Origin of the sequence: Paenibacillus sp. PK4536 (assembly GCF_028594455.2) — a bacterium.
In the GTDB taxonomy this organism is placed as follows: domain Bacteria; phylum Bacillota; class Bacilli; order Paenibacillales; family Paenibacillaceae; genus Saccharibacillus; species Saccharibacillus nuruki.
Map to the genome: position 1 here is coordinate 2,497,706 of NZ_CP126313.1, position 18,162 is coordinate 2,515,867.

At 36.7% G+C, this 18,162-nt stretch carries 14 protein-coding genes and 1 pseudogene; 9 read left to right on the forward strand and 6 right to left on the reverse strand.

The annotated features are described in order from the left end of the window. Positions 1 to 128: 128 nt before the first annotated feature. Complete coding sequence (cls, locus tag PO903_RS11140; RefSeq protein ID WP_273593447.1) at positions 129 to 1,583, forward strand: cardiolipin synthase; 1,455 nt, start codon at positions 129 to 131, stop codon at positions 1,581 to 1,583. A gap of 94 nt (positions 1,584 to 1,677) precedes the next feature. On the opposite strand, the gene PO903_RS11145 is transcribed toward cls, so the two are convergent. The 3 genes from PO903_RS11145 to PO903_RS11155 form a co-directional block, all read right to left on the reverse strand. Next, on the reverse strand, positions 1,678 to 2,817 hold the full coding sequence (locus PO903_RS11145; protein ID WP_273593448.1) for a PsbP-related protein: 1,140 nt from the start codon (positions 2,815 to 2,817) through the stop codon (positions 1,678 to 1,680). Positions 2,818 to 3,025: 208 nt separating this feature from the next. Further along, positions 3,026 to 3,343 carry a hypothetical protein gene (locus PO903_RS11150; protein WP_273593449.1) on the reverse strand — a complete coding sequence of 106 codons (318 nt, stop codon included), beginning with the start codon at positions 3,341 to 3,343 and terminating at the stop codon, positions 3,026 to 3,028. 82 nt (positions 3,344 to 3,425) lie between these two features. After that, positions 3,426 to 3,836 carry an Lrp/AsnC family transcriptional regulator gene (locus PO903_RS11155; protein ID WP_273593450.1) on the reverse strand — a complete coding sequence of 137 codons (411 nt, stop codon included), beginning with the start codon at positions 3,834 to 3,836 and terminating at the stop codon, positions 3,426 to 3,428. Positions 3,837 to 3,953: 117 nt separating this feature from the next. Between PO903_RS11155 and PO903_RS11160 the strand changes: the two genes are divergently transcribed. The 3 genes from PO903_RS11160 to PO903_RS11170 are packed head-to-tail and all read left to right on the forward strand — an operon-like array spanning position 3,954 to position 6,560. Then, complete coding sequence (locus PO903_RS11160; RefSeq protein WP_273593451.1) at positions 3,954 to 4,715, forward strand: MBL fold metallo-hydrolase; 762 nt, start codon at positions 3,954 to 3,956, stop codon at positions 4,713 to 4,715. A gap of 32 nt (positions 4,716 to 4,747) precedes the next feature. Further along, positions 4,748 to 5,959 (forward strand): MFS transporter, encoded by a 1,212-nt coding sequence (locus PO903_RS11165; RefSeq protein ID WP_350339081.1) that lies wholly within the window; start codon positions 4,748 to 4,750, stop codon positions 5,957 to 5,959. Between the two features lie 28 nt (positions 5,960 to 5,987). Then, a complete protein-coding gene (locus PO903_RS11170; protein ID WP_273593452.1) occupies positions 5,988 to 6,560 on the forward strand; it encodes a GNAT family N-acetyltransferase in 573 nt (190 codons plus the stop codon). 112 nt (positions 6,561 to 6,672) lie between these two features. Here the strand turns inward: PO903_RS11170 and PO903_RS11175 are convergent, their stop codons facing one another. Further along, positions 6,673 to 7,449 carry a sporulation protein gene (locus PO903_RS11175; protein WP_137222061.1) on the reverse strand — a complete coding sequence of 259 codons (777 nt, stop codon included), beginning with the start codon at positions 7,447 to 7,449 and terminating at the stop codon, positions 6,673 to 6,675. Positions 7,450 to 7,881: 432 nt separating this feature from the next. On the opposite strand from PO903_RS11175, the gene PO903_RS11180 reads away from it, so the two are divergent. The 3 genes from PO903_RS11180 to PO903_RS11190 all read left to right on the forward strand — a co-directional run bounded on the left by PO903_RS11180 (position 7,882) and on the right by PO903_RS11190 (position 10,421). Next, positions 7,882 to 9,570 carry a methyl-accepting chemotaxis protein gene (locus tag PO903_RS11180; protein ID WP_273593453.1) on the forward strand — a complete coding sequence of 563 codons (1,689 nt, stop codon included), beginning with the start codon at positions 7,882 to 7,884 and terminating at the stop codon, positions 9,568 to 9,570. A 191-nt stretch (positions 9,571 to 9,761) separates the two neighbouring features. Continuing rightward, positions 9,762 to 10,208, forward strand: a complete 447-nt coding sequence (locus PO903_RS11185) for a NucA/NucB deoxyribonuclease domain-containing protein (RefSeq protein ID WP_273593454.1) — start codon at positions 9,762 to 9,764, stop codon at positions 10,206 to 10,208. 54 nt (positions 10,209 to 10,262) lie between these two features. Beyond that, complete coding sequence (locus PO903_RS11190; RefSeq protein WP_161594229.1) at positions 10,263 to 10,421, forward strand: hypothetical protein; 159 nt, start codon at positions 10,263 to 10,265, stop codon at positions 10,419 to 10,421. 117 nt (positions 10,422 to 10,538) lie between these two features. Here the strand turns inward: PO903_RS11190 and PO903_RS22315 are convergent. Further along, positions 10,539 to 12,374 (reverse strand): annotated as a pseudogene (locus PO903_RS22315) (glycine betaine ABC transporter substrate-binding protein). Continuing rightward, positions 12,367 to 13,569 (reverse strand): quaternary amine ABC transporter ATP-binding protein, encoded by a 1,203-nt coding sequence (locus PO903_RS11205; RefSeq protein ID WP_069326122.1) that lies wholly within the window; start codon positions 13,567 to 13,569, stop codon positions 12,367 to 12,369. The pseudogene PO903_RS22315 and the gene PO903_RS11205 overlap by 8 nt, the downstream one beginning before the upstream one ends. 334 nt (positions 13,570 to 13,903) lie before the next feature. Here PO903_RS11205 and PO903_RS11210 point away from each other — a divergent pair, with 334 nt between their 5' ends. Continuing rightward, a complete protein-coding gene (locus PO903_RS11210; protein WP_137222065.1) occupies positions 13,904 to 14,458 on the forward strand; it encodes a GbsR/MarR family transcriptional regulator in 555 nt (184 codons plus the stop codon). 338 nt (positions 14,459 to 14,796) lie between these two features. After that, positions 14,797 to 18,027 (forward strand): S8 family serine peptidase, encoded by a 3,231-nt coding sequence (locus tag PO903_RS11215; protein WP_273593455.1) that lies wholly within the window; start codon positions 14,797 to 14,799, stop codon positions 18,025 to 18,027. Positions 18,028 to 18,162: the final 135 nt, after the last annotated feature.

Consider the following 18,162-nt stretch of genomic DNA (forward strand, 5'->3'; position numbering starts at 1 on the left):
GTATGTAAAAAATGAATATCCATTTGTGATTGATGACTTTAAGCTTTAAACTAACTATATTGAGCTACATATTAGTATAAAGACGTGTTATTCAGTTAATAGATGAATTTAGAAGAAGGGACATACATATGGAATACGGAAATGTAGTTACACTGATCGTTTCGATCGTTACCGTTATTAATATTGCTTTGTCGATCGGATTTCTGTTTTTTGAAAAAAGAGATGCAGGTTATACTTGGGCATGGTTGATGATTCTCTTTTTTATTCCGATTGTTGGGTTTCTGGTGTATATCTTTCTGGGACGTAATCTTAAAAAGAAAAATTTCTACGGGCTTTCTGCGGAAGAACGAGGATTTGTACAATCTGAGGTCGATAAGCAGTTACTTACATTACAAGATAAACAGTCACAAGAATTTCCGATACCATCCAAATATGATGAATTAGTCACGCTGAATCTTAGATCAACCAATGCTTTATTATCGAATGACAATGAGATCGTTATTTTCGATGATGGTCATGTTAAGTTCGATGCTTTGCTTCAAGATATTCAAGCAGCTACGGAAGAAATTAATATCCAATATTATATTATTCAACCTGATGCGCTGGGCAGAAGGCTAAGAGATGCTTTAACTCAAAAAGCTCAAGAAGGTGTGAAAGTAAGATTACTTTATGATGAAGTGGGTTCTAAAAAAATCTCAGGTTCCTTTTTTAAAGAATTACAGTTAGCTGGTGGAGAAGTCGAAGTATTTTTCCCTTCCTTTTTCAAATTAATCAATTTCCGCATCAATAACAGAAATCACCGCAAGCTTTGCATTATTGATGGAACGATTGCTTATATTGGTGGGTTTAATGTAGGTGATGAATATCTTGGATTAAATAAAAAATTCGGTTATTGGAGAGATACCCATTTTAGAATAGAAGGCGATTCAGTTAACCATATTCAAGGCAGATTTATTCTGGATTGGCATCAAGCTCGCAAAGAACAAAAAGAAGATTATCATGAATTTGAGTACCGTTCTGCAAAGCATCATGGTCACAGTATGATCCAGATCGTGTCCAGTGGGCCTAATTCGGAGACAGAACATCTCAAAAATATGTATATCAAGCTGATTTTATCGGCTAAAAGGAATGTCTATATTCAGACGCCTTATTTTATTCCAGATGCGAGCTTTATGGATGCGTGTAAGATTGCTCTCATCTCAGGAATTGATCTGCAAATTATGATCCCTAATAAACCAGATCATCCGTTTGTCTATTGGGCAACATGGGCACATGTAGGGACATTACTGGATTATGGAGCTAAAATTCTGTTGTATGAAAAAGGCTTTTTACATGCTAAAACGATTGTGGTGGATGAAGAAGTGGCTTCTGTGGGAACGATGAATATAGATTCGCGTAGCTTTCGGCTGAACTTTGAAATTAATGCGATTGTGTATGATGAGCAGATCGCCAAGCAACTCCATGATTTATTTGATAAAGACAGCCTAGAGAGTAGTGAACTTACATTAGAGCGTTACCAGAATAGATCATGGATCATTAAGTTTAAAGAAGGCATTTCCAGATTGCTTTCACCTATTCTGTAAAAACTAACAATCCAGTGTCGATAATTAATATTGTTTGTATAACAAAAAAGCAATTTCTAGATAACCTCTAGAAATTGCTTTTATTTGCTTATAATTAATTTTTTTGGATAGTAGAAACAGTTAATAATACAGCATTCGTTGTTCCGCCACCAACATTTTCAAAAGAATAAGATGCTGTAGGCACACCTCTCATCGTAACATGATCTCCATCAAGTATGTCACCTGTAGAACCTTTATAAATGCCTACAATAGAATTATCATTTTCATCAGAGATGTGAATCGTTGCAATTGTACCATAAGCGGTTTCTTGTTCTTGAACTTGTATAATATCACCAGTAAGTGAAACCATAGTGTCTAAATAAGGATTGATATTTTTAAAAAGGTGTTTTGAAGTAATAGTAGAATCAACTTCCGCTTTAGCTAGCTTCTTGTCAGCAGCAGTAGTTGCAGGAAATAGGTTAGAATTGTCTACAATATAGTTATACGTAGAATCATCCAGAGCACCATCTTCTACCACATTAGGTACAACTTCAGTCATCATATCAGCTGTTACTGTTTGAGCGGAGCTTGTTGATTGTTCAGCAGTTACTTCATTATTTGTAGTTGCTGTAGTTGCTTCATCATTTAGTGTAAATGATTCAATCATTTGGTCAACTATAGCTTTTCCACCATTATCATATGAAGCTTTACCCAAACTTAAAGAAATGGCATAAAAATTTCCGTTGGAAGGAACCAAATATTGAGTTAATACAACATTTTCTTTAGTTTCTGGTTGAATGTATTCGCCTACAAGAACTCCAGAGTTATTATAATTGTCATTATCTTTATATTCAATTAATTTAAAGTTCTCCATGTATGTTGCACTTGTTTCATAAAAATTTATTAATTGTTCAGAATTAGCTTTAGCAGTAATATTGGAGCTTGAAGCTTCCATTGTTACATTTAGATTGTCAGCAAATTTAGCTTTAGGTGCAGGATCTACAAATGCTATTTGAACAGAAGGTTGATTGAGATTAGAAGTATCATATTCTTTCCAAGATGCAGGATAGTCTATTGAAAATAAATCAGCATCATACGTTTTAAATTCTGTGGTAGTTGCTTGTGCAGTTGTTGTTGCAGATTCATTCGTTGCTACTGCTTTGCTTTCGGCTGCTGGAGTCGCTTCTTTATTAGCAGAACCACAAGCTGTTAAAGCTACAGATAGTAAAATGACGGGTACGATTTTTTTGTACATTTGAATAATAACCCCTTATATGTGTATTGTCTCATCGGCTGAGAATATAACTTGTGCCTTATGTCGGAAAATAAATGTAGCCATGTATCTACAAAATATACATAACACTATCTTTATCGGCAAATTAAGGAAGAATATGAAGAGTCATTCTTTTTTATATTAGATATTACAAAAACAAGCGCACCCCAATACATGGAGTGCGCTTGTTTTAAATAGATCGTATCGTTTCTACCAATGTAGAACAATTAGATGGAAGAGCAATTTCAGGAATCGTTGCAACATACGTAAGGTGAATCTGATGAGTTTCAAAGATTAGTCTAGCGGTCTCATTTAAATAATAAATATATTTATAAGGAGAATCTTCTTCATCGTGATGAGTTGAGCAATACAGTAAAACTTTGTCTGGATTGGTAGTGGGGTGAACTGATTCTATCCCCTCCAGGTGTTCTTGTTGGATTAACTGATTCAACGTCTCTTGAATATAACTAGAATATTTCTCTTCTCTAACCATATAAAATTTAGACATGCTATCAGCTCCTTTCATAATATAACCATTCTAGATAGACTTACAGATTCCTTTTGCATATACTCACTTCTTTAGACACATTTTATTTATTAATAATGATAGATAATGTGTAATTGACATGCTCATTTAACCGAATCAGAAATTCATTTAATTCCTCGTTAGAAGGAAATTTACATTCTAGAATGTAACAGCTATCTCCGCTAATTTTATAGTTATGAATCACGTACGATTCTTGTGTTTTTAGGAAGGAAAGATAAGGTTGATGATGGGTACTTTTGGTAAAGATATTGATCATAGCATGAACAAAATATCCCATCTTTATTTGATTAATATTGATCGTATAGTCTTCAATAATTCCACTATTTTCTAATTTTTCTACTCGTGCTGAAGCGGCAGGCCCACTTAAATGTATTTTTTTTCCTAACTCTTTCATCGAGATTCGGCTGTTCTTCGAAAGCTCTTCTAGGATTTGCCTATCTGTATTATCTAACATTTGTTCAAATCCCTTCATTAATAAAGTTAAACGGTAAAAACACTTTATTTATACCATATATTTGCAATGTTTCAATAGTATACACTGTATGTAAATCAAACAAAAGGAGTTACACACATGAATATACAGCAAATCCGAAGTGCAACATTGATCATCCAGTATGCAGGCAAAAAGTTTTTGGTAGATCCATTTTTAGCTGAAAAAGGCACGTATCCTCCTTTCTCAAATTCAGCAAGACAAGATCAAAATAATCCGTTGGAAAGTTTGCCTATTCCTATGAATGAAATTATCGACCATATCGATGCGGTGATTGTAACTCATTTGCATTTAGATCATTGGGATGATGTAGCCAAAGAAGTCTTGCCCAAAAACGTAAAACTGTTTACTCAAAACGAAGAAGCTGCAAAAGAAATTCAAAGTACAGGATTTCAAAATGTAGAGATTTTGCAAGTAGATACATTGTTTGAAGGGATTCAATTGATCAAGACAACAGGGGAGCATGGCAGAGGAGATCTAGTCAGTCTTATGGGACATGTATCTGGAGTAGTTTTTAAGCATCCAGAGGAGCCGACATTATATGTAGCTGGCGATACCGTATGGTATCAGAGTGTTCAAGACACGATTCACACGCATCAGCCAGAAGTAATTGTAGTAAATGCAGGCGCTAATCAATTTCTAGAGGGTGGTCCAATTATTATGGACAAAGAGGATGTATATCAAGTTCATCAAGCGGCAACTACTGCAACGATCATTTCTGTTCATATGGAATCGGCTAATCACTGGGGATTGTCTAAAAAAGAATTGAAACAATTTGCAGTTGAAAAACAGTTCTCTTCTCAATTGTTAATACCGGATAATGGAGAATCATATCCATTTTAAAATAAGAAAGTATAAGAAATAGAGGAAACAAAATGATGAAAACAGCACAACCGAAATTATGGACAAAAGATTTCATCATTCTCTCTTTAGTCAATTTTTTCTTGATCTTTATTTACCTGTTATTAAATGCCACGATTGCTCTTTATGTGCTAAAAGAATTTGATGCGACTACGGGACAAGCAGGTCTGGCAGCAGGAATTTTTATTATTGGTGCACTGACAGGACGTATCTTTACAGGATCCCTTATGAAAAGACTCCAATATAAACAGCTATTAGTGGTTGGACTTATTTTTTTTGCCTTAACGATTCTTCTATATCTGGTGAATTACGGACTTTCTTTTTTCATTATTAGCCGATTTTTTAATGGCATTGCATTAGGGATCACGACAACTGTGATTGGAACGCTTGTGGTGCTTACGATACCGATATCTAAACGAGGTGAAGGTATTGGCTATTTTGCTGTTAGTACAGCAGTAGCAACTGGTCTAGGTCCATTTGTGGGTCTATATATGGCTCAGCATACTGGATTTTATATGATTTTTATCGTGTGTCTACTATTAGCGATCGTAAGCATTATCATTGGATTTTTCGTCCGTATTCCTGAAATGAAAAAAGTAGACGTGGTAGAAGAAAAGGGTAAAGGTATTAAACTTTCAGAGTATATTGAACCGAAAGCACTGCCGATCAGCTTCATCGTTCTGATTATGACTTTTTGCTTTTCTAGTGTTTTGTCCTATATCAATTTATATGCTATTGAGCTGAATTTAATAGATACTGCTAGTTTCTTCTTTATTGTGTATACAGTTACTGTTTTGATTTCCCGTCCATTTACCGGGCGATTGATGGATAGCATCGGGGCTAATTATATTATGTATCCTGCTTTTATTATTTTCGGTATTGGAATGGTTCTTTTGGGTACTGCAAATAGTGCATTAACTCTTTTAATTGCAGCAGGGTTGATTGGTCTTGGCTTTGGGAATATTTCTTCGATCAGTCAGACGATAGCTGTAACCGTGGCTCCTCCTCATCGTATGGGACTGGCTAGCGCTACATTTTTCATTTTTTATGATATTGGAAATGGATTTGGGCCTTCACTTTTGGGACTTGTTATTCCCATTACTGGATATCCCACTATATATATGATTTTAGGAGTAGCTGTTATCGCAACATCTGTTCTTTATTATGTATTGTATGGAAAGAAAGAAAAAGCTAATCGGTATATCCTTAATAAAAAAACAGGTTAACAATCGAATATAGTAAGGAATTGATGATATGAGTCTGAGAGTAGAATCACTAAAGAAACATCCGCAACAAATCAATAAAATCAAAGAATTATATTTAGATTCGTTCCCTACAAACGAGCGGATACCGATCAACCTTTTACTGTGGAAAGCCAAAAGAGATTTCGTAGACTTTCTTATTATGTATGATAATGATGTATTTGTAGGATTTACGTATTTAATCACTCATAAAGACTTAACGTATGTCTTATATATAGCTATAGACAACAATATTAGATCCAAAGGGTATGGAAGCCGTGCACTTACTCTAATCAAAGAAAAGTACCCGAACAATCGGATAATACTTAATATAGAATTTGTGGATGAGATAGCTAATAACTATGAGCAACGGTTAACGAGAAGGAAGTTCTATGTTCGTAATGGTTTTGAAGATTCAACTTTGATTTATCAAGATCGTTGGGGTCTGTACGAAGTTCTGATTTATAGAGGTCAGGTGGATAAAGAAGAATTTTATGATTTACTAAAAAGATTTGCAGGTACTTTACTATTTTCAGTATTCAAACCTCATATCACTTCATCAAAAGCATTAAAAGTTATAAAGTGAAAAAAGGATGATCTACACCTGTTAGCGTAGATCATCCTTTTTGATCTCTATTGCGTATACATTATTAGCTATTTCAGAAAAATATGGAAAGAATATTTACTTCTTATACAAATTAACGACTTTGTTGAATAATCAGATTTTCTAATTGATCAGCAATATGTTCTACACCACGATTTAAGTCACTGTTGCTAAGTTCTAACCACGCATGACGCTCATCCATATCGAAAGCTTGAGCAAATAATCCACCTAGACCCCGTCCACGGCGATCGACTTCAACCAGAACTTGAAGACCATGAGGTTCTAAGCGCATCACTAATTCCAACTCTGTAATCCGATTGCTGAATTCACGACCTGGTGTAAATTCAAATTCTTGAACAAATGGAACACCATAACGTGAACGGGACAGGTATTCAACAGATGAGCTATGGAAATGGAATCCTAGTAATTCAGCCGCTTGAAGTACTGTTTCCATGTAAGGATGTGGATGCACTGTAATATAGTCGTGATCGGTAGGGTCAAGGCTCATACCAATATCCAATCCGGTATGCAACCATACTTTTTGACGATCCAAAGTGATCGGTGTTTGCGAAGGTAATATAAAGGAGAACGGAATTTCTAACTTTTGCCCTTTTTTGACAACCATTTCATCAGATACTTTGTATTGAGCCATGGCATACTGTACATGTTCTTTTTTCTCATCGTGTTCACGAATATACTCAGTCATCACTTTAATATAGATATTACCGACTTCTTGATCAACATTGCCTCCTTGAATATGAACGACTCCGTTCATATCTTCATTAGGATAATACTCGGTACGCTCTAAGATGGTATCAATTTTGGCTGCGCCTACTCCTACGCGAGCAAGCATTTTGTTAAAGAATGACATTGGACATTTCCCCTTTTGGATGATGAGTAACTTATTTAGATATGAACATATACGGAAGAAATATATATTACGTTTCTTATTTCTATACTATTTTTATCGACAATTTTTGTGTAAAAGGTGATTTCTTGTATAGTCTGACTATATCTTTTTGTTTCATAATTTATAAATATAGGTATTAAGATATAGAACTAAAGTTTAATTGTTAAATAAAAAGGAGAAATGAAGTATACATATGTAATCTGTAAACGCTTATACATCTACTCATAAACTACATTTTTAGCACTAAATAAAATAATATGTCGATTTTTATCGAAAATAGGTATAAATGCTCATAAAACATATGATAGATAACCCGATAATCTTATTATTAGTATTTCCTGAATTTGTAATTTTAAATTGTGAACAATAGATATGAAAGTAGAGTGATAAAAAATGAACATTAAACAGAAATTGTCAGGCGTATTTTCAATCATGATATTTATAGTTTTGCTTGTAGGGGCTATCGGAGGATATGAAGTTCATGTAGCTAGCAAAAATTATCAAAATTTACTTAATGGACGGGTTCAGACCATACTAGGGATTAAAGATCTAAGATACTTGGCGGGCGATCAGACCAAATATTTAAGAGGGTACTTACTTACAGGCGATACGAATCAACTGGATATGTTCAAGCAGAATAAGGAGAAATTGATTGCTGGTATCGCTACGATGCAACAGAAGCTAGCCGATGATTCTACAACGCTTAACATGTTACAAGAATTATCTGATCTAGAAACTCAATATGGCGGTATTACCGATCAACTGATTACGTACAAAGAACAAAATAATGTGGTTGCTTATACTAAAATGGTCCAAGAGCAATGTGTACCGATGGCATTATCTTTAGCAGACAAAGCGCAACAGATGGAAGAATACCATTCTAATCTATTAAAAGAAGCACAAGCTGAAACCAATAGTGATGCTAATGTAACGCTCTATACATTGATGGTTGTTAGTTTTATTGCTGTTATTGTAGGAATAGTCATTGCATACTTTGTGATTCGCATGTTCTCCAAACCTATTGCTCTTGTAGCTGAAGGTGCTAAAGAAATTGCACAGGGGAACTTAACGATTGAGGATCTTCAGATTTCAAGCAAAGACGAATTGGGTCAAATGGCTAAGTCATTTAATGAAATGAAGAATAATTTACGTGGTTTGATGCAAGTGATTGGTTCAAGTGCAGAACAAATGGCAGCCGCTTCGGAAGAATTAACAGCAACTTCTGAAGAATCCGTTAAAACAGCTGACGAAGCTACGGTTACGGTCAAAGGCATTTCATCTTCAGCAGGACTTCAATTACAACAAGTGATGGACAACCAACAATTGTTAGAAAAAAATACAGATAATATTTATCGTATAGCTGAATCAGTGGCATTAGTTGCAGATTCTTCAAGCAAAGCATTAAGTGATGTTGAACATGGAGAAAGCAATGTAGAACAAACAGTGCTACAAATGAAAAATGTAGATCAGACCGTACAAGCGACAGCAACAGCATTGTATGAGTTAGCAGAACAGTCTAAAGAAATCGCTACGATTGTACAAGTGATTCGTGATATTGCAGGACAGACTAACCTTCTTTCTCTTAATGCTTCTATTGAAGCTGCTCGTGCAGGTGAACATGGACTTGGATTCGCTGTTGTAGCAAGTGAAGTGAAAAAATTATCTGAATATTCTAATGATTCTGCTAGACAGATCAATGACAAAATCGAAGATATTATTCAAAGAACGTCATATGCTGTAACCAAAATGGAAGAAGGCGCCAAAGAAGTACAAAGCGGTACCAAAGCAGTACAGCAAATGGGAGAGATTTTCCATAATGTACACAGTGCAATCCAGTTGGTAACAGAGCAAGTGAAAGAAGTTTCTACTGCTTCGAATCAAATTTCATCCGGTTCATCCAAAATTTTGGATTCGGAACGTCAAATTGCAGGTCTTTCTCAACAAATTACTTCAGATTCAAAAGAAGCGACTCAAGCATCTACTATTCAGTTAGAGTCTATGCGCGAAATCTCGAATGCTGCTGAATCATTAAGTCATTTATCAATGGATTTGCAGACAGAAGTTTCGAAATTCCGTGTGTAAGTCAAATCTTCATTCATTCGTCTGATTGAATTTAATACAAAATTCTTCTATATAGAGGATGAGCTGATGATTTCCGGTTCGTCTTTTGTATAGAAGAATTTTGTATTTTTTTGTATATTGAAACGTCTGTTCCTATTTAGGGAGACAGCAGGTTATAATAAAGAATGAGTACGATAGGAGGAACTTAATCGATGTCTTCTAAAAAAATATGGGGATTTGTGGTTACTGCTATTCTAGCAGGGGTTATTTATCTGGTGAATGGACAAGTGGATCTTGGCAATATATTGAATCCCAATCAAGCGTCTAATGGACAAGCCGATTATACCCTTATTGTGCCTGCTGATCGCTATCCCAAAACAGCTGCTCATATCAAAGACGCGATCGCAGAAGGACATTCTGCGATCTGCACCATAGACCGTGGAGGCGCCAAAGCGAATAGACAGTTATCTTTACGAGGAATAGCTACCAAAAAAGGCTATGATCGAGATGAGTGGCCGATGGCGATGTGTCAAGAAGGTGGAGAAGGGGCAGATATCCGTTATATCAAACCTTCAGATAATCGAGGCGCAGGTTCATGGATAGGTAACCAATTAGACAATTATTCGGATGGCACAAGGGTATTATTTGAGGTAAAATAAGATAAGGATTGATTAAAAATTCGTTATTGAAAATTTATAAAGGAGGAATACCTGATGGGAACTTCTATTTTGCCGGCTGTGTTGCCTTTATTTATGGAATTTAATGCACACACACCTTACATTTTATTGTATGCAGTAATGATAGTGGTAGCATGTATTGCTTTTGGATTGTGGGTTAAAAAACTTAACGATACCAAAGATGATCCAGAATAAGCTTTAACTTATGTATACTGCTATAGTTAGGCATTAAAAAAGCTATCTTTGAAATCACTGACGATTTCAAAGATAGCTTTTTTTGTATTTCTATTTAAATTCTATGAAAGATAAAGATTATTTAGTAGCTGCTTGAGGCTGCAAATCTTGAATCGAATCCACATTTACATATTTAGGAACAACAAGTCCTACTTTAACACCGGTCATACTAGGGCCGAGGTCATCCAGTTTGGCTTTGTATTTTTCCCAATAGTCAGCATGGGTAAGTGGTAACCAAGCTGCTACGGTAGCATCTGCATCGCCATTAGCAACACCGGTAAACATAGGGCCTGCTTCTACTTGCAAAGCAGTTACTTTGTAACCGAGTTGAGTTTCTAAAATGTATTTTATTAGGTTCGTACTGGCAATTTCAGAATCCCATGCTACATAGCTTAATGTAAGTGTGTTGCCATTTACTTTTTTCAAGCCTTTGGTCCATTCAGCAACACGGTCAGGATGAGCTTCAGCCCAATCTTTAGCCGCTACAGCAGAATCAGTACCTGCTTGAATAGCTACCATCATTTCGCCCATTTCATCAGAAGACCATTCAAAACGGTCTAAAAATTGATAAGCGGTTGGATCGTCTTTTTGTAATCCTTTACGAGCAAGCGTATGAATTTCTTCAGCATCTCCGTAAGATTTCTTCGGATCTTCTAAATATTTAAGATCGTATTTACTGAACATCCAGTGTGGTGTCCAACCTGTAATGATAATAGGTTCTTCATTTTTGATTGCTTTATCCAGTGTTGCTGTCATCGCTGCACTAGAACCTTCAACCAATGTCCAGTCTGTTAATTTATAATCTTCGATAGCTTTGCGTGTAGCTTTCATTATGCCTGCGCCTGCATCGATACCGATAATCTGGTAACCGACTTGATCGCCAATAGCGTCAGAGCTATTGGTTGTTTTACTGCCCGGGAACGATGGAAATGGTTGACGGTTCGGGTTACAGGCAGAAATGATCATGATCAATATAATACAGGAGAAAAGCAGCAAGTTTTTATGCTTTTTCATGCGTATAATTCGCCCCTTTAATCAATATTTTCAAATGTTGCTAGAGTATACAGTTAGTTACTATTAAGCGCGTTGTTTGCGTCCACCTTTGAATAAGCTCTGAGAAAGACGGTCAAGTACAATAGCAAGAACAACAACAGCTAGACCTGCTTCGAAACCTTCACCAATTTTGAGCTGTCCAACAGCACGATATACAACAGCACCGATACCTTGTGCACCAATCATAGATGCGATAACAACCATAGATAGAGATAACATAATCGTTTGGTTAATACCTGCCATAATCGTTGGTAAAGCAAGTGGTAATTGAACTTTAAATAATTTCTGTCCACCGGTTGACCCAAATGCGTCAGCCGCTTCAACTAATTCTTCCGATACTTGTCTAATTCCCAAATGGGTTAAACGAATTGTTGGTGGAATAGCGAAAATAACAGATGCGACTACACCAGGTACAACACCTAGACTGAAGAAAGTTACAGCCGGTAATAAGTATACAAATGCTGGCATGGTCTGCATAAAATCAAGTAATGGTGTAATAATTTGTGCAGCTAATTTGCTAGAACCACACATAATACCGAGTGGAACACCGATCAAGATTGAGATTAGAGCAGAAGTGATAACAAGACCTAATGTGTTCATGGTTTCTGTCCAATATCCCAAGTTGTAGATTAATAAAAATCCAAGTGCTGAGAATATGGCGAGCGACCATCTATTCGCGATATACCCGAGAATACCGATAATAATGACGAATAAGAATGGGTGTGGCAACATAAAGAAATACGTAAAAATATCGACGACATAACTGATGATGTTAGATACGCCTTTGAAAAATCCTGCCCAGTGCAGGCTCAGCCAATCTACTAACGTTTGTATCCATTGTGCTAAAGGAATCTTAGGCATACTCATTCACCTCTCCATTATCTACTTCGCCGGCAAGTGCACCTAGTAATGCTCCACGAATCAATACACCTGTTAAGCGATCACGTTCATCTACAACAGCAACAGGCAATTTAGCTGTGCTGACTAATTCAAATAGTTCATTCAACATACGTTCTGGTTCTACTTGAGGCACATCACGAATTAAGATGTCTTCAAGTTTCTGTTGTGTTTTCATTGCGGTAACAGCATCTTCTGCAGTAATAATACCGAGTAGTTTTTTGGAACGATCAATAACGAATAGGTTAGATACACCGCGTTCACGCATCAATTCAAGCGCTACACGAGGTCCACGATCCAATGTGATCGTCTCAGGTCTGCGCATCACATGAGCAGCAGTTAATACTTTAGACAAATCAACATCTTCTACAAAGCGTGCAACATAAGAGTTAGCAGGCTGGATCATGATTTCTTCCGGTGTACCGATTTGGACAACAGCACCATCTTTCATCAGTGCAATACGATCACCGATACGAAGAGCTTCATCTAGATCATGCGTAATAAAGATGATTGTTTTTTTCATTTTATCTTGTAATTCAAGCAATTCATCTTGCATATCACGGCGAATCAGTGGATCAAGTGCACTAAATGCTTCATCCATTAAAAGAACTTCAGGATCATTCGCTAGAGCGCGTGCTAGACCCACACGTTGTTGCATACCACCACTAAGTTCGTCAGGCATTTTCGTTTCCCAGCCTTTAAGACCTACTAACTCAAGCGACGTTTCTGCTTTGGTACGACGTTCAGCTTTAGCCACTTTTTGAATCTCAAGTCCGTACTCCACATTTTCGAGAACACTACGATGAGGGAATAGAGCGAATTTTTGAAAGACCATACTGATTGTTTTGCGACGCACATTGCGAAGTTGTTCTTTATTCATTTTGCGAAGATCTTTACCATTGACTAGAATTTCACCAGAGGTAGGTTCGATCAGACGATTGAACATACGTACTAATGTAGATTTACCACTACCAGACAATCCCATGATTACGAAGATTTCGCCTTCTTCAATCTCCATATTGACACGATTGACACCAACAGTAATCTGTTTTTCTTTAGCCATTTTTTCTTTTGTCCAACCTTGATCCAATAATTTCGCATTTTGTTCTGCGTTTGGACCGAACAACTTACTTACATTTTTGATTTCTAAAATAGACACTATTTGTCACCCCTTTTATATAGTAGGAAGATAAAGATGAAAAACATTATACTTACAGAAAATAAATGATTATTTTCATCATTTGCAAACCGACGAGATTCATTGTAACAAATATAAGTTTGCAAATCAACCGTAAAACCCGTATATTTAGTATGTACAGAAAAAACTGTACAGAAAGTTTATAAGGAATACTTTAATATACGCTCATATTCTCAGTCATACTATTCATTTTGAGACTTTACTTTTGAGATTATCTTTTTTAAAATGATTTAAGAAAACATAATATCCAGATCATAAAGAATAAACTGTATATATAGAATAGGAGTGTGCAAGCATGAGCTTGGACCAATTAAATGAATCACAGCAAGAGGCAGTAGAAAAAGTAAGAAAACGCGTTATCGAAGTCATCGGACGTAATATGGATCTATATGGAGTAACCTTATCTACAGGACATTTATATGGAATGTTGTTTTTTGCAGACAAACCTATGACTTTAGATGATATGGGTACTGAAATGGCGATGAGTAAAACAAGCATGAGTACAGGTATCCGTAATTTGCTAGATTTACGTATGGTTAATAAAGTCTGGGAAAAAGGGTCACGTAAAGACTTATATGAAGTCGAATATGACTGGTATCAGACATTTACTGATTTTTTCGCTATCAAATGGCGCAAATCGGTTGAAAGTAATATTTTAGTGTTACGCAAATCGGTCAAAGAAATCGATAAATTGATTGTTGATCTCGATAGTGAGTCACCAGCGACCCAAGTATTGATGAAAGATAAAGAGAAAATGGAAGAAGCAGTACGTTATTATATGTGGTTAGATCGTCTGATTGATCTTATGGAAGAAGGACAAATTTTCGATTTTGTACCTAAAGAAGAATAGAATCGTACCCTATAAAATAGAACCACTTTCGCCTGTCATAAGGTAGAAGTGGTTTTTTGTTCCAATAAAAGTAATAACTATTTCATTTCACCAGAATATGATTATTAAAAGCGTATATTTTAATTATAACTATCAAAATAGGATAAATAGTTCTATATTGGGTCTAGTCGATCACTACATCTTAATGATAATATAGCTTTGTATTACAAAATTAGCATAATGAACAGTGAAGTATTCTGTATTTACGAAGTCGTCATTATCTATCACTTATGTATGTCAAACGATTGTAAGAGAAAGAAAACGATTTGAATTTTAGTCATCGAAAAGAGGGATATCATTTGAATAAAGTCAAAGCTATGCGTACATGTTCTATGATCACATTAACAGCCTTGCTTACAGTAAGTACCTTGTTATCGCCAAATCGTTCTTTTGCTGCTGAAGAAGGTACCATCACATCTCCTTATGAATTAACATCAACAGCGAATGCATCATTATTACATTCATCTGCGAATACAGCTCCTATCATTTCACGGCATATCAATCTCAAATCCAGCCAAATCATTCGAGTGATTGTCCAACTTAATAATGAACCTGTTGCAGTGGGGCGATATGAAGCAGACCAAGCAGTACAAGGATTCACCACTCAATCGGTAGAAGATTCGCAAGTGATGGCTTCTACAGCAACAACGATAGATTCACAACAGTCTACTTTTACCAATGCCGCCAAAGCTAAAGGGATTAAGATGACAGTGAATTATCGTTATAACACTGTACTCAATGGGATGGAGATTTCGATACCTGCCAATCAAATTTCGACTTTGGCTGAGATTCCGGGTATCAAATCTATTTATGAAAATAATAATTATTATACGATTCCTGTACAGGAACCAGCTACACTCACTGCAACCAGTGCTACATATGATGCTTCACCACTTAACCTAATCGGTGCTCCGATGGCCTGGCAAAAAGGGTTAACTGGTAAAGGTGTTAAAGTCGGAGTGATCGATACTGGGATAGATTATGAACACCCAGATTTGAAAGGCGCTTATAAAGGGGGTTATGATTCTGTTCACCATGATAATGACCCTTATGAAGATCCACCGTTATCTGTACAAGATGATCCTCAAGGATTGGGATTTGCAGGAACATCTCATGGTACCCATGTATCCGGTACAATCGTAGGGCAAGCGGCGAATAAAACAAGCGAAATTGCACAAAAAGGAGTCGCTTATGATGCAGAACTTCATGTCTACAAAGTATTAGGACGTGACTCGCAGACAGGGCGTTCTACAGGTACGACAGCGCAAATTATTGACGGTATCGAACATGCAGTTAAAGACGGTATGGATGTTATTAATTTATCGTTAGGAACAGACGCAGACAAAGATGTGAATTCACCAGATGTGATTGCTATTAATAATGCTGTATTAAGCGGTGTTGTGGTAGTGGTTGCGAACGGAAATGCAGCCGCTCCAGGTTCATACTATTATTCTCTAGGTTCTCCAGCTACTTCGCCATTGGCGATTTCAGTAGGAGCTTCAACTGTTCCGGGTACTCAATATCAAGCATCGGTTACAGCTTCTGTGTATGATGCTGATTCGGTAAGTCAAGATACGTATGCACAAAGTTATTCTTTGCAGGCGATCGCATGGCGCACCCAGCAAGATGATTTTGCTCAATATTTGGGAGATACGTTGTATCAAGGAGTATATGTAGGCTTAGGATTGGATGATGATTATAAAGGCAAAGATGTACAAAATAAAGTGGTATTGATCTCACGTGGAGGTTCTAAATTCACAAATAAAATAACCCTTGCCAAATCTAAAGGAGCCAAAGCGGTTATTATTTTTAATGGAGATGCTCAAATCACTGATTCCACTCAAGCTGACTTATCCGAAAATATAGCAGGGCGAGATGGAAATATTGGAAGCGGAGCTTATATTGGAGATGGGTATCCTTATATTCCAAGCTTTGATATGGCAGGTGAAGCAGGACGTGCCTTAGCAAGAAAAGCTATACAATCTCCTACAACGCCATTAACATTTACATTCGGAAAGCAATATCCCAAAACATCTTCTATTGGAGATACTATCGCTGATTTTAGTTCCCGTGGACCGAATCAAGACGGATTGCTCGGGATCAAGCCTGATTTTGTGGCTCCAGGAACGAATATTGAATCAACATTCCCGGCATATGGCAAATTAATTAAAGATGCTTCGTATAAAGAAGCTTATTTACGACAAAATGGAACGAGCATGGCTAGTCCTCATGTGGCTGGTCTAGCGGCTTTGTTAAAACAGGAGCATCCTGACTGGACTCCGTTTGATATTCGAGCAATTCTAGCGAATACAGCCAAGCCGCTTAAAGATGAAAAAGGAACTTTATATGACGTCTATTCTCAAGGAAGTGGACGTGTAAATGTAATCGATGCTGTCTATTCACCAGCTGTGCTTGAAACCGTAGAACCGATTACAATTTTGGATAAAGAATTGAAAAAGAAAACAGTGACCAACTATGGTTCTTCTGCTGCTTTTGGCGTAGTTGCGGCAGGTGGAGCAGAACAGTCCAAAACATTGCAAATTAAAAATACATCGACCACGAGTATACAATATCAAGCGACTGTACACATGAATCCAAGCCTGACATCAGATCCTTATCAACCTGTAGCAACACCAGATGTAAGTCATATTGCAGCACGGTTAAAAGGAGTAAATCCAGACGGCTCTATTCTGGTTAGTGGGCAATCGACTAAATCGTTTGCTTTAGCTGTTCAACCCGATGCTACTGCTGTAACAGGAGATTATGAAGGCGATGTGGTATTAACAGCTAATGGTTATCCTACATTGCATCTACCATTCGTTCTCCATGTAGGAACCAATCTTCCTGATGCTGGATTAGGACTACAAGAAGTGACGTTAAGTGATCGAGACATTCGTTTAGATGGCAAGCAAGATAGTATAGATATTGGTTTTCACTTAACAGCTACCGATTCCAATGTCATGGAATTAAATGTGTATGATATGAATGATGTTGCTCAAGGAACACTGGCACAAGTCGTTCAACCGGTTACTGATGAGGGATACCCATTATTTAAGCCAGGGTATTATAACTTTAACGATATAGATAATGTCGTGATGGTATCTGACAATAACGGAACTTCTCTCAAAGCACTCCCGCCGGGACAATACAAATTAGAACTGGCTGTATATCATGTGAATCCGCAGGGGGTGACAGATCCTAACTCTGTTCATCCTGCATACACCTCTTATCGCATTACAGGTACGGAGAAAGATCGAATCCATACCGCCGCAAAACCGTTCCATTATATTTTGGATGGACAAAATAAGATCGGTAAACCCGTGATTGCACTAAACGATACAGAACGGATCACCTACAAAGTATTATCTACAAGTGATGCCAAATATGTAGATAATACTGGAACACTTTTGAAGTATCCCGCTTCTGGTTCGCGTATCGTAAAATTAAATATTCAGATTCGTTCAGTAGCAGATCCTACTGTCCAGACAACGGTCAAAGCATTAGTCAAAATTAAAGCACCTGCAAAATAATGAAAAAATATCGATCTAAATAGTAAACAAAAAAGAACCTTTCACAATAGATACTATCCAACCTGCGGGTAAGGTAGTGCTATAGGAAAGGTTCTTTTTATTCCATTTAATGTAATATATATTATAAATTTGGTT

Bases quoted from the DNA above. Each gene is read 5' to 3' on its own strand.
- cls (WP_273593447.1), top strand. From the start codon at position 129: ATGGAATACGGAAATGTAGTTACACTGATCGTTTCGATCGTTACCGTT.
- PO903_RS11145 (WP_273593448.1), bottom strand. From the start codon at position 2,817: ATGTACAAAAAAATCGTACCCGTCATTTTACTATCTGTAGCTTTAACA.
- PO903_RS11150 (WP_273593449.1), bottom strand. From the start codon at position 3,343: ATGTCTAAATTTTATATGGTTAGAGAAGAGAAATATTCTAGTTATATT.
- PO903_RS11155 (WP_273593450.1), bottom strand. From the start codon at position 3,836: ATGTTAGATAATACAGATAGGCAAATCCTAGAAGAGCTTTCGAAGAAC.
- PO903_RS11160 (WP_273593451.1), top strand. From the start codon at position 3,954: ATGAATATACAGCAAATCCGAAGTGCAACATTGATCATCCAGTATGCA.
- PO903_RS11165 (WP_350339081.1), top strand. From the start codon at position 4,748: ATGATGAAAACAGCACAACCGAAATTATGGACAAAAGATTTCATCATT.
- PO903_RS11170 (WP_273593452.1), top strand. From the start codon at position 5,988: ATGAGTCTGAGAGTAGAATCACTAAAGAAACATCCGCAACAAATCAAT.
- PO903_RS11175 (WP_137222061.1), bottom strand. From the start codon at position 7,449: ATGTCATTCTTTAACAAAATGCTTGCTCGCGTAGGAGTAGGCGCAGCC.
- PO903_RS11180 (WP_273593453.1), top strand. From the start codon at position 7,882: ATGAACATTAAACAGAAATTGTCAGGCGTATTTTCAATCATGATATTT.
- PO903_RS11185 (WP_273593454.1), top strand. From the start codon at position 9,762: ATGTCTTCTAAAAAAATATGGGGATTTGTGGTTACTGCTATTCTAGCA.
- PO903_RS11190 (WP_161594229.1), top strand. From the start codon at position 10,263: ATGGGAACTTCTATTTTGCCGGCTGTGTTGCCTTTATTTATGGAATTT.
- PO903_RS11210 (WP_137222065.1), top strand. From the start codon at position 13,904: ATGAGCTTGGACCAATTAAATGAATCACAGCAAGAGGCAGTAGAAAAA.